Below are 11,382 nucleotides of genomic sequence, written 5' to 3'. Positions count from 1 at the left end.
GCAGCGTGAGGCCGCCGCCCCGCGCGACGGCGCGCAGGACGGCGACGGTGCCCTTGGTCAAGGGTTCGTCCGAGCTGTTCAGCGCCGAGTCCCCGTACCCGCGAAGGTGCGCTCGTACGGGTCGAGCAGTGCGCCTTGCACGGACGTGCCGATGCCCGTCGCGACCTTCAGATGCACCAGCGGAACAACGGCGTCGGTGCCGAGAACGGCGGCCTCCGCCCTCATCGCGGCGACCTGCCGCTCGACCGTGTCGGACTCGGCCTGGGCGGCGGCGACGAGCTTGTCGATGTTCTCGTCGCACAGGAGCGACAGGTTGAAGGAGCCTTCGCACGTGTAGTCGCTGGCGAGGACGGAGACCGGGTCGCCCGTGTCCGTCATCATGTTGCGGGAGGCGACGGCGGCGTCGAACTTCCCGGCCAGCAGGTCGCTTTCGAGGCGCGCGTACGTACGCACCTCCAACTTCACCGTGAAGCCGGCCTTCTGAAGCCGCTGCTGGAGCACCTGGGCGGCCTCCGGCAGTTCGGGCCGGTCGTTGTAGGTGGCGATGGTGATGCTCTCGCCGTCGGGGTCGGTGGCCTCGGCCCGGCCGGTCGGCTCGACGCGCTTGCCCGACGCCCAGGTGAGGGCGGGGCCGTAGAGGCCCTTGGCCGGTTCGGCGTATCCCTCGTACACGTCCTCGGCGATGACGGAGGTGTCGACGGCCTCGCGCGCGGCGGCCCGCAGTCCCGCGTCGGTGAAGGCGCCGGACTTGGTGTTGAGGTGCAGGCTGAGGTTGCGGGCGGTGTCGACCTCCTTGACGGTCTCCTTGCCCAGGGAGGCGAGTTGGGCGACGGGGAGGGCCTCGGCGATGTCGACGTCGCCGGTGCGCAGGGCGTTGGCGCGGGCGGTGCCGTCGGAGACGAACTTCGCGTCGATCCCGGATGCCTGGGCGCGTCCGCCCCAGTAGTCGTCGAACCGGTCCAGCGTGGCCGCCGTGTCGCCGGTGGTCCTGGTGAGTTCGAACGGACCGGTGGCGGTGCCGACCGTGTTCACGGTGCCCTTCTTCCCGTACGCCTTCGGGGAGAACACCGAGAGGGACGGGTTGGACAGCCGCAGCGGCAGGACGGGGTCGGCCTCGCCGGTGCTCACGCGCACCCGGTTCTCGCCCACGGGTTCGGCCGTCAGCCGCACGCCGGAGATCGCGGAGGGGGCGGGGTCGGCCTCGCCGGCGGCGGTGAGGGCGGCGGCGACGGCCTTCGCGGTGACGGCCTCGCCGTCCTGGAACGTTGCGTCCCGCAGGGTGAACACCCAGCTCTTGCCGCCGTTCTCGTTGCTCCACGACTCGGCGAGCGCGGGGGCCGCGGTGCCGTTGGCGTCCAGCTTCGTCAGCCCCTCGGCGACGCCCAGCCGGGACAGGGCGAAGGCGTCATACCCGTACGGGGAGTAGTTCTCGGTCGGAGCGAAGGCGAGAGCGACACGCAGGCGCCCGCCGTCGGCGGATCCGGTGGAGCCCGAGGACGACGAGTTGTCGCCGGAGGAGGCGAAGCAGCCCGAGAGCAGCGGGGTGAGCAGCAGGCCGGCTGTGAGCCGACGGCGGGGGTTTCTCATGGTCCTCGTCGTTCGTGGTCTGGTTCTGTGTGCGGTCTCCAGGTCTGACACCGGATGTGAAGTATATGAATGTCATTTTCATTTAAACAAGTGGGATCTCGAAGTGGACGACGCCACTCCCGCCGCCGGGCACTTCCTCCCGCTCGTCGCAGACCTCCTTGCCCAGGGTCTGCCACAGGCCCATCGCGCCGGGTGAGCGCGGGTACGTGTGGAGGTACACGGCCTGGTAGCCGCCGTCCGCCTTCGCGAAGTCCAGCAGTCCTGCCACCAGTTGCCGGGCCAGTCCGCGGCGCCGGTGCTCGGGGCGGACGTACACCCGTCGCAACTGCGCGGTCTCACCGGAGGGATACCGCTCGGCCAGCCGACGCGGGTTCGGCGGATGCGCGGGCCCCCGCGCGTCGAGCGCGGCCGTGGCCGCCACCGTCCCGTCCCGCTCGTCGACCGCGACGAGCAGGGTGTGCCGCGGCGGTACGAGATAGAACGTTGCCGGATCGATGATGTCGGCGTGCCAGTGCGGCACGTACCCGGTGCCGAAGTCGCGGTACACGGTGTCGAGCATCACGCCCCGCGCCCCGCCGAGATCCGCCGTCGTGGCTTCCCTGATGCTGTAGTCGCGCATTTGCGCATCATAGGCAACAACAGATTGTCGTCTCGTGACCGCGGCCTGATCGCAGACCAGGGCGAGGCGGAGACGTCGTCGCCGCCGGCCGTGTGGCGGACGCCGGTCCCGGCGCGCGACCGCGAGCGCGCTCCGTGCCCTTGCCCGCTTCGTCGCGGGGCCCGAAAGGCCTCGCCGACCTGACGGCTGGTCGTGGCGCCACCGTCGCCCGGCGCCGAGCGCCGCGCTCAGCCGTCGCGAGCTGTGCCGTTGCGGCCTCGTGGCACGATGTGGTCCGCCTGCACGCAGGCCCCCGCCACAGGGGCTTCCGCGAGAGATGAGAGGGTCTGACGGGTGAGCGAGACACCACCGAACACCCTGCAACACCGCTTTGACGGGCCAGAAGACGCACCTGTCCTGATCCTGGGTCCTTCCCTGGGCACCACATGGCACATGTGGGACCGGCAGGTTCCCGAACTGGCCCAGCAGTGGCGGGTCTTCCGGTTCGACCTGCCCGGTCACGGCGGGGCCCCGGCCTATCCGGCGGGCTCCGTGAGCGACCTCGCCGAGCGGCTTCTCGCCACGCTCGACGCGCTCGGCGTGCAGCGCTTCGGCTACGCGGGCTGCGCGCTCGGTGGCGCTGTCGGTGCGGAACTGGCGCTGCGTCACCCCGAACGGGTCGCCTCGCTCGCGCTGATCGCGGCCTCGCCGCGGTTCGGCACGGCGGACGAGTTCCGGCAGAGGGGCGTCATCGTCCGCACGAACGGCCTCGACCCCATCGCCCGCACCTCGCCCGACCGCTGGTTCACCAGCGGCTTCGCCGCCGCCCAGCCCGCGATCACCGAGTGGGCCGTGCAGATGGTGCGCACCACCGACCCCGGCTGCTACATCGCGTCCTGCGAGGCACTCGCCTCGTTCGACGTGCGGGCCGAACTCGGCATGGTCGGTGTGCCGACGCTCGTCCTCGTCGGCTCGGACGACCAGGTCACCGGCCCGGCCGAGGCCCGCACGCTGGTCGCGGGCATCCCGGACGCCCGCCTCGCCGTCGTCCCCGGCGCCTCCCACCTGGTGCCGGTCGAGCAGCCCGCCGCCGTCACCGACCTCCTGGTCCGCCACTTCTCCACGGCCTGGCAGCCCGCCCACGAACACAGCACGGGCCAGACCGCCGTCCCCGGCGTCTCCCTCAGGCCGGTGCGGACAGTGCCCCCGCAGGCGGGGCCGATCGCCGAGATCGCGCCCGCTCCGGCGGCCGCGCCGCCGCAGGCCGTGGGCCGCCCCGACCCGTACGACGCCGGGCTGAAGGTGCGCCGCGAGGTCCTCGGGGACGCCCATGTGGACTGGGCGCTGGCGCAGGCCGACGACTTCTCGGGCGACTTCCAGGAACTGGTCACCCGTTATGCCTGGGGCGAGATCTGGGACCGCCCCGGCCTCGACCGGCGCTCGCGCTCCTGCGTCACGCTCACCGCGCTGGTGGCCGGCGGGCACCTCGACGACCTGGCTTTCCACACCCGCGCCGCACTGCGCAACGGTCTCACCCCGGACGAGATCAAGGAGGTGCTGCTCCAGGCGGCGGTCTACTGCGGCGTACCGGCGGCGAACAGCGCGTTCCGGGTGGCGCAGCACATCATCCGGGAGGAGACCACGCCCCCCGGGTGAGCCGCGTGCCCGGCGGAGGCAGGATGGGTCCATGACGCCCCCGACCCCCGAGACGCCCATGACTGCCATGAAGCTCACGAAGAAGTCGCACGCCTGTGTCCGCCTGGAGAAGGACGGCCGCACCCTCGTCCTCGACCCGGGCGCGTTCACCGAGGCGGACGCCGCGCTCGGCGCGGACGCGATCCTCGTCACGCACGAGCACCCCGACCACTTCAGTGAGGAGCGGCTGCGGGCCGCCCTCGAGGCCGACCCGGCCACCGAGATCTGGACCCTCGGGGTGGTCGCGGAGAAGATCGCGAGTGCCTTCCCGGGCCGCGTCCACACCGTCGGACACGGCGACGCGTTCACCGCGGCGGGCTTCGACGTCCAGGTCCACGGCGAACTGCACGCCGTGATCCACCCGGACCTGCCGCGTGTCACCAACATCGGCTTCCTCGTCGACGGCGGCCGCGTCTTCCACCCCGGGGACGCCCTCACCGTGCCCGACCACCCGGTGGAGACCCTCCTCGCCCCGGTCCAGGCCCCCTGGAACAAGATCGCCGAGGTCATCGAGTACGTCAGGGAGGTGAAGCCGCGGCGGGTCTACGACATCCACGACGCCCTCCTCACCGACCTCGCCCGCCCGATCTACGACACCCACCTGGGCAATCTGGGCGGTGCGGACCACCAACGGCTGGCCTCGGGGGCGTGGGCCCAGATCTGAGCGTGGGTGTTGTCGGACCCTCCGGGTAGGTTGTCGGTCATGCGCATCGCGACCTGGAACGTGAACTCGATCACCGCCCGCCTGCCGAGGCTCCTGGCCTGGCTGGAGAGCAGCGGCACCGACGTGCTCTGCCTCCAGGAGGCCAAGGTCGCGGAGGCGCAGTTCCCGTTCGACCAGCTGCGCGAGCTGGGCTACGAGGCGGCGGTCCACGCCACCGGACGGTGGAACGGCGTGGCGGTGATCTCCCGAGTCGGTATCGAGGACGTGGTCAAGGGCCTGCCCGGCGATCCCGGGTTCGACGGTGCCCCCGAGCCCCGCGCGATCTCCGCGACCTGCGGCCCCGTCCGCGTCTGGTCGGTCTACGTGCCGAACGGCCGCGAGGTCGACCACCCGCACTACGCCTACAAGCTCCAGTGGTTCGAGGCCCTCGAGGCCGCCGTCGCCGGTGACGCCGCGGGCAGCCGCCCCTTCGCCGTGCTGGGCGACTACAACGTGGCGCCGACCGACGACGACGTCCACGACGTGGCCGCCTTCGAGGGCCTCACCCATGTCACCCCCGCCGAGCGCGCCGCCCTCGCCTCCCTGCGCGGGGTGGGGCTCTCCGACATCGTCCCGCGCCCCCTGAAGTACGAGCAGCCCTTCACGTACTGGGACTACCGTCAGCTCTGCTTCCCCAAGAACCGCGGCATGCGCATCGACCTGGTCTACGGGAACGCGCCCTTCGCCAAGGCGGTGAAGGACGCCTACGTCGACCGCGAGGAGCGCAAGGGCAAGGGTGCCTCGGATCACGCCCCGGTCGTCGTCGACCTCGACGTGTAGGCCCGAGGACCGCTCCTGTCCGTCCGATCCCGTCTTCCGCACGCGGTGACGGTGGTCCGGACACCGGGACGGTGGCGAAGCCGTCGCCTGCCGGTCGATGCGCCGCGAACGGCGGGGGAGGGGAGGCCGGCCGCCCGCGCGCCTGTGGTGCGCGCGCCGGTGTGAATGTCACGCTGGGCTTATGAACATCCCTTTCCTGGGCAGCAGGCGCAAGAAGCACGCCGAGGCGACGCTGACCGCCGCGGACCCCGAAGGGGTCGCCGAACTGCTGTCCGAGTGCGAGCTGCTGCGCACCCTGGCGGAGCGGGAGGGCATCCGGCTCGACGACACACCGGCCTCTCTGGAAGCACTCGACCAGTTGCTGCCGCGCTGGCGCGACGACGAGGAGATCCTGCCGTGGCTGGGCAACGATGCCGGCCTCTACCTCGGCACGGTCGTCGTGCGCACCGTCCCCGGTGCCGCCTGGGAGGTCTGGCCCGGCGGCCAGCCCGTCGTGCGCCTCGCGTCGGGCCGGGAGTTCGACGTGGTGACGGCCGGGCAGGAGTGGGCCGTGAACGGCGTTCCGGAGCTGTCTCAGCACTACGGCGAGGTGGCGGAGGTCTGAGACCGAGGCCCAAAGGCCGAGGGCGGGTCCGGTATGGGAGTAAATACGGCTAATGCACAACGGGTGCGTGTCGCCACTTCAGGCCGGTTCCACCTGGATAGTTTGCGGCAGCACGGGACAGCCGAGAGTGAGTAGGGCTGCGCATGGCCGTCGATCCGTTGATCGAGCTGCGTGACGTCAACAAGTACTTCGGGGAGCTGCATGTCCTCCAGGACATCGACCTCACGGTCGCCAGGGGGGAGGTGGTCGTGGTCATCGGCCCTTCGGGGTCGGGCAAGTCGACGCTCTGCCGGGCGATCAACCGGCTGGAACCCATCGGCTCCGGCACCATCCTGCTGGACGGCAGGCCGCTGCCGGAGGAGGGCAAGGAACTGGCCCGGCTGCGCGCCGATGTCGGCATGGTGTTCCAGTCGTTCAACCTCTTCGCGCACAAGACCGTCCTCCAGAACGTGATGCTGGGCCAGGTGAAGGTCCGCCGAACGGACAAGGCCGAGGCCGAGGAGAAGGCGCGTGCCCTGCTCGACCGGGTGGGCGTGGCCGACCAGGCCGACAAGTACCCCGCGCAGCTCTCCGGCGGCCAGCAGCAGCGCGTCGCCATCGCCCGGGCCCTCGCCATGGAGCCCAAGGTGATGCTGTTCGACGAGCCGACCTCCGCCCTGGACCCGGAGATGATCAACGAAGTGCTGGAGGTCATGCGGCAGCTCGCCCGGGACGGCATGACCATGATCGTCGTCACCCACGAGATGGGCTTCGCGCGCTCGGCCGCCAACCGCGTGGTGTTCATGGCCGACGGCCGCATCGTCGAGGACCGCAGCCCCGACGAGTTCTTCACCGATCCGCGCAGCGACCGGGCCAAGGATTTCCTCTCCAAGATCCTCAAGCACTAGTCCGGTGCATGCCAGCCATTGCCTCTGAGCGGACCTCGTCTAGGATGGGCCGTTCATCTGGGCCACAGGGGCAGCAGTTCACAGGAGCCATACCCGCCCGGCGGCGGCCGGAGATCACTGTTCGCGCAGCGGGATCGACACGTATGACGGGTCGTTCGCCGGCGAGGAGAAGGTCAGCCGCGCGCCGGTCGGGTTGTGCTCGATGTAGAGCGGGTCGACCGTGTCGACGACCACAGCCAGCCGGTGCCCTGCCGGGACGTCGTAGGCCGTGGAGAACAGCTCCAGGTCGACGCCGAACGGCCTTCCCGGCGCGCGCCCGTGAAAGGTGTGGGGCGCGGTGGTGACCAGCTTGCCCAAGCCGAGCGTCCCCACGTCGTAGAGGTGGGCGACGAGGGTGCCGCTCTCCGCGGTCGGTGTCACGGTGGTGTGCAACCTCGCCGTGCCGCGCACCCGTTGGACCTCGGTGTACCTCTCCGACTGCCATACGGCGGCCCAGCGGCGGGGGAGCAGGGGGATCGAGGCCACCGGGGGGAGCCGGGCGATCTGGTCGAGGACGCTCGACAGGAAGACGATCCCGCCGTTCGCTCCCGAGTCGACGTTCGCACGGATGGTGGTCGGGCCCGCGAGGTTCACCTTGCGGGTGGTGGCGGCAACCGACTTCCAGTCCGGATAACCCTCGTAACCCCCTGTGGAACGGGACCTGAGCCGCACCGGCTGTTCGCGGTCGACGCCGTTGTCCACGCCCCTGAGGTGGTGGTCGAACCAGCGCACCGTGTCGGACCACACGTCGTTGGGCAGCCCGAACAGGCCGGTGAGTTCGGCCGTCGCGTGGTCGCCGGGCCGGAACAGCAGCCGCTTCGGGCCGGTCAGCTTCTCGTAGAAGTCGGCGTACTGGTTGGGCGGAAACACGCTGTCGCCCCAGGTGTTGGCGAGCATCACCGCCGCGCCGTTCGCGTTGAGCCGGTTCAGAAAGGTCGCCGGAGAACGTTTCTCCCCCCAGGCGATCAAATCCTGTTCCTTGGACAGGTCGGCGGAGTAGAAGTCGTCGAAGGCCCGGCGGGTCTCGGCGCTGTGGCGGCCGGTGACGGTGCCCGTGGCGTCCAGAAGGGCGGCCGCCTGGACGTGTTCGGTGCGGCCGGAGTAGATCGAGCCGGTCAGGTCCGCCCAGCCGCTGAGTGCAGCGACCGCCTTGATGCGCGGGTCGTGGGCGGCGGCGAGCAGGCTGATACCGGCGCCGTAGGAGACGCCGCCGATGCCGATGTGGCGGGGGTCGGCGGCGGTGTGCGCGAGCGCCCAGTCGACCACCGCGGACGCGTCGGCCACATCGGCCGGGCCCGCCACCTCTATCTCGCCGCCGGACTGCCAGAAGCCGCGCACGTTGTACGTGAGCACGACGTAGCCCGACTCGGCGAGCCTGTGGGCCTGGGCGAGGTACTCGCCCTGGGGGAAGGCCCAGCTCGTGGGGAGCACGACCAGCGGGTGGCCGTCGGTGGCGTCGGCTCCCACGGGTGCGACCACGTTCGCCTTGAGGACGGTGCCGTCGGCGCCCCGGATGTCGACGAAACGGATGCTGCTCGTGGCGGCCTGCGCGGCGGGGGCGAGGCCGAGGAGGCCACCGGCGAGAAGGGCCGCGGAGACGGCGCCCACGGCGGTCGTGCGCAGGCCCGTGCGGTGGTGTCCCACGGTCACTCCTCACTCGTTGTCAGTGCAAAGTGACCCGACGGTAACCTCTCGCCTCGACCGCGAGTAACCCGCCCGTGAGTTACGTGCCAGTAACGATCGTCGAGCGGGAGCGGCAGGCGGTGTGCGCGGACTCAGGACGCACGGTGCGAGGTGCGGGTGGAGCCGGCCTGCGCGGGCAGCGGCGCCTGGGCCGCCCGCGTCACGTCGGCGACCAGTTCCACCACGTCCGGGCCGTACGCATGGGAGTTGACGACCTTCAGCAGCAGCACGAAGGAGTTGTTCCCGTACTTGCGGTACAGGCGCTCGTGGTTGCGGGCCAGATAGCGGGTGGCGGCCTGGTTGGTGATCGCGCGCTGCCCGCAGAACAGGAACACCGGCCGCGCCTCTCGGCGTTGGGCGGCGGTGAGCCGGGCGAGCAGTACGTACTCGGTGACGCCCGCCTCCAGGCGGTGGCGCTCGGCGCCGATCTGGAACGCGCCCCGGTCCGGGCCCGGTTCGGCATCGACGTCGACCCGCACGCCGGGCAGCATCGCCGACATGTGCGCCGTCATCCGCCGGCTGGAGGCGGGACCGCCGACGCAGAACTCGGTGCGCTCGCCGAACCCCTGCTGGGCCGTGTCCTGGGTGACCACCTGGATGTTGGCGCCGCAGTCCTTGATCAGCGCGGACAGCTCCAGGAGCGCGAAGACGTCGAAGCGGTGGACCGCCGGTTCCGAGGTCGCCGGGTCCCGGTTGACGACGAGCAGGCACTCCGAGTTGTCCGGCAGTCCGAAGAAGGCCTGCTTGCGCCGTAGCCTCCGCCGCCAGAGGTAGGTGCGGGCCACCCAGCCCAGCGCGGCACTGATGCCGGCCGCGACCACACCCAGCACGAGGTTGCGCACGTCGTCATTCATGGGCGTGCACAGTAGTGGGGTCCCATGGCCGGAACGTACCCGTGTTCGATGTATGCCAGTCGTACGACACGCCCCGGAAGGGGGCTGTCGGGGGGCGGGTGTTGTGGTTACGCTGCGCGGACGTTCCCGGACTGGAGGTACGGATGCGCCGCTCTGTCGCGCGGAAACTGTCGGCCCTGGCGGTCTCCGCCGCCGTGGTCTCGGTAGGAGCGGCGGCGCCACCCGCCGACGCTCAGAGAACGGCCGCCGAGAAGGTACCCCTCGCCGTCGGCTACGGCGGCGCCGTGTCCAGCGTCGACGCGGACGCCTCCGCGGCCGGTATCGAGATCCTGCGCAAGGGCGGCAACGCGGTCGACGCGGCCGTCGCCACCGCTGCCGCCCTCGGCGTCACCGAGCCGTACTCCTCGGGAATCGGCGGAGGCGGGTACTTCGTCTACTACGACGCCAGGTCCCGTACGGTGCGCACGATCGACGGCCGCGAGACCGCGCCCCTGACCGCCGACGCCGACCTCTTCGTCGAGAACGGCAAGCCCCTCGCCTTCGCCGACGCCGTAAGCAGCGGCCTCGGCGTCGGCACCCCCGGCACGCCCGCCACCTGGGCGACCGCCCTCGACCGGTGGGGCAGCAGGAAGCTCGGCGCGGTGCTCAAGCCCGCCCAGCGACTGGCCCGCGACGGCTTCACCGTGGACGCCACCTTCCGCAGCCAGACCGCCGCCAACGAGACCCGTTTCCGCTACTTCCCCGACACCGCCGAGCTGTTCCTGCCCGGCGGGCAGCTCCCGGCCGTCGGCTCGACCTTCAAGAACCCCGATCTCGCCCGCACCTACGCCGAACTGGCCCGCAAGGGGGTCGGCGCGCTCTACCGGGGCGACATCGCCGAGGACATCGTCGACACCGTCAACAAGCCGCCCGTGGACCCGGCCTCGGGCTGGAACGCCCGGCCCGGCGAGCTGTCCGCGAAGGACCTGGCCGCCTACCGCGCCAAACTCCAGGCGCCCACCCGGACCGCCTACCGCGGCCTCGGCGTGTACTCCATCGCCCCCTCCTCCTCCGGCGGCACGACCGTCGGCGAGGCCCTCAACATCCTGGAGCGGACCGACCTGTCCAAGGCGAGCCGGGCCCAGTACCTGCACCGGTTCATCGAGGCCAGCCGCATCGCGTTCGCCGACCGCGGGCGCTGGGTCGGCGACCCGGCTTTCGAGGACGTACCGACGCAGGAACTGCTGTCGCAGCGGTACGCCGACTCGCGGGAGTGCCTGATCAGGGACGACGCGGTGCTGACCAGCCCGGTCCCGCCCGGCGACCCGCGCCGTCCGGCGGCCTGCGCCACGGCGGGCACGGCGGCACCGACGACGTACGAGGGCGAGAACACCACGCACCTGACCGTCGCCGACAAGTGGGGGAACGTCGTCTCCTACACGCTCACCATCGAGCAGACCGGCGGCAGCGGCATCACCGTCCCCGGCCGGGGGTTCATCCTCAACAACGAGCTGACGGACTTCTCCTTCGCCCCGGCCGATCCGGCCGTGCACGACCCGAACCTGCCCGGTCCGGGCAAGCGGCCGCGCTCGTCGATCGCGCCGACCATCGTCCTGGACCGGCACAACCAGCCGGTGGTCGCCCTCGGTTCACCCGGCGGCGCCACCATCATCACCACCGTGCTCCAGACCCTCACCGGGTTCCTCGACCGCGGGCTGCCCCTCGTGGAAGCGATCGCCGCGCCCCGCGCCAGCCAGCGCAACGCCGCCCGGACGGAACTCGAACCAGGCCTCTACGGCAGCGACCTGGCCCGGCAACTCGAGTCGATCGGGCACTCGTTCCGCCTGAACCCGGAGATCGGCGCCGTGACGGGAGTACAGCGGCTGCCGAACGGAAAGTGGCTCGCCGCGGCCGAGACCGTGCGGCGGGGCGGCGGCTCGGCGCGGGTGGTGCTGCCGGCGCCGTAGGGCGCC

10 protein-coding genes are annotated in these 11,382 nt (G+C 71.4%); 6 read left to right on the top strand and 4 right to left on the bottom strand.

What is annotated here, in order from left to right:
* Positions 1-78 precede the first annotated feature (78 nt).
* The gene (locus ACZ5Y0_RS21815; protein ID WP_469130343.1) at positions 79-1,587 is read right to left on the bottom strand and encodes an ABC transporter substrate-binding protein; all 1,509 of its coding nucleotides are present in this window, start codon (positions 1,585-1,587) and stop codon (positions 79-81) included.
* An 82-nt stretch (positions 1,588-1,669) separates the two neighbouring features.
* Positions 1,670-2,206, bottom strand: coding sequence for a GNAT family N-acetyltransferase (locus tag ACZ5Y0_RS21810; protein WP_469130342.1), 537 nt, complete (start codon positions 2,204-2,206; stop codon positions 1,670-1,672).
* A gap of 333 nt (positions 2,207-2,539) precedes the next feature.
* Here ACZ5Y0_RS21810 and pcaDC point away from each other — a divergent pair, with 333 nt between their 5' ends.
* The 5 genes from pcaDC to ACZ5Y0_RS21785 all read left to right on the top strand — a co-directional run bounded on the left by pcaDC (position 2,540) and on the right by ACZ5Y0_RS21785 (position 6,854).
* Positions 2,540-3,841: a bifunctional 3-oxoadipate enol-lactonase/4-carboxymuconolactone decarboxylase PcaDC gene (pcaDC, locus tag ACZ5Y0_RS21805; protein ID WP_469130341.1), complete on the top strand. Its 1,302-nt coding sequence runs from the start codon at positions 2,540-2,542 to the stop codon at positions 3,839-3,841.
* A 67-nt stretch (positions 3,842-3,908) separates the two neighbouring features.
* Positions 3,909-4,544: an MBL fold metallo-hydrolase gene (locus tag ACZ5Y0_RS21800; RefSeq protein ID WP_469130370.1), complete on the top strand. Its 636-nt coding sequence runs from the start codon at positions 3,909-3,911 to the stop codon at positions 4,542-4,544.
* 39 nt (positions 4,545-4,583) lie between these two features.
* Positions 4,584-5,363, top strand: a complete 780-nt coding sequence (locus ACZ5Y0_RS21795; protein ID WP_469130340.1) for an exodeoxyribonuclease III — start codon at positions 4,584-4,586, stop codon at positions 5,361-5,363.
* A gap of 181 nt (positions 5,364-5,544) precedes the next feature.
* Complete coding sequence (locus tag ACZ5Y0_RS21790; protein ID WP_469130339.1) at positions 5,545-5,967, top strand: DUF6278 family protein; 423 nt, start codon at positions 5,545-5,547, stop codon at positions 5,965-5,967.
* 143 nt (positions 5,968-6,110) lie between these two features.
* Positions 6,111-6,854 (top strand): amino acid ABC transporter ATP-binding protein, encoded by a 744-nt coding sequence (locus tag ACZ5Y0_RS21785; protein WP_469130338.1) that lies wholly within the window; start codon positions 6,111-6,113, stop codon positions 6,852-6,854.
* Between the two features lie 114 nt (positions 6,855-6,968).
* On the opposite strand, the gene ACZ5Y0_RS21780 is transcribed toward ACZ5Y0_RS21785, so the two are convergent.
* Both ACZ5Y0_RS21780 and ACZ5Y0_RS21775 read right to left on the bottom strand, forming a co-directional pair.
* Positions 6,969-8,537 (bottom strand): alpha/beta fold hydrolase, encoded by a 1,569-nt coding sequence (locus ACZ5Y0_RS21780; RefSeq protein WP_469130337.1) that lies wholly within the window; start codon positions 8,535-8,537, stop codon positions 6,969-6,971.
* A 131-nt stretch (positions 8,538-8,668) separates the two neighbouring features.
* Positions 8,669-9,430, bottom strand: coding sequence for a hypothetical protein (locus tag ACZ5Y0_RS21775; protein WP_469130336.1), 762 nt, complete (start codon positions 9,428-9,430; stop codon positions 8,669-8,671).
* A 143-nt stretch (positions 9,431-9,573) separates the two neighbouring features.
* Here ACZ5Y0_RS21775 and ggt point away from each other — a divergent pair, with 143 nt between their 5' ends.
* Positions 9,574-11,376: a gamma-glutamyltransferase gene (ggt, locus tag ACZ5Y0_RS21770; protein ID WP_469130335.1), complete on the top strand. Its 1,803-nt coding sequence runs from the start codon at positions 9,574-9,576 to the stop codon at positions 11,374-11,376.
* Positions 11,377-11,382: the final 6 nt, after the last annotated feature.

Source organism: Streptomyces sp. NPDC033216 (assembly GCF_055577115.1).
Note: the sequence above shows the minus strand (reverse complement) of the source record. Positions and strands in the feature narration are given on the sequence as shown.

Coding starts and splice junctions, on each gene's coding strand:
- ACZ5Y0_RS21815 (WP_469130343.1), bottom strand. CDS start 1,587: ATGAGAAACCCCCGCCGTCGGCTCACAGCCGGCCTGCTGCTCACCCCG.
- ACZ5Y0_RS21810 (WP_469130342.1), bottom strand. CDS start 2,206: ATGCGCGACTACAGCATCAGGGAAGCCACGACGGCGGATCTCGGCGGG.
- ACZ5Y0_RS21800 (WP_469130370.1), top strand. CDS start 3,909: ATGAAGCTCACGAAGAAGTCGCACGCCTGTGTCCGCCTGGAGAAGGAC.
- ACZ5Y0_RS21795 (WP_469130340.1), top strand. CDS start 4,584: ATGCGCATCGCGACCTGGAACGTGAACTCGATCACCGCCCGCCTGCCG.
- ACZ5Y0_RS21790 (WP_469130339.1), top strand. CDS start 5,545: ATGAACATCCCTTTCCTGGGCAGCAGGCGCAAGAAGCACGCCGAGGCG.
- ACZ5Y0_RS21785 (WP_469130338.1), top strand. CDS start 6,111: ATGGCCGTCGATCCGTTGATCGAGCTGCGTGACGTCAACAAGTACTTC.
- ACZ5Y0_RS21775 (WP_469130336.1), bottom strand. CDS start 9,430: ATGAATGACGACGTGCGCAACCTCGTGCTGGGTGTGGTCGCGGCCGGC.
- ggt (WP_469130335.1), top strand. CDS start 9,574: ATGCGCCGCTCTGTCGCGCGGAAACTGTCGGCCCTGGCGGTCTCCGCC.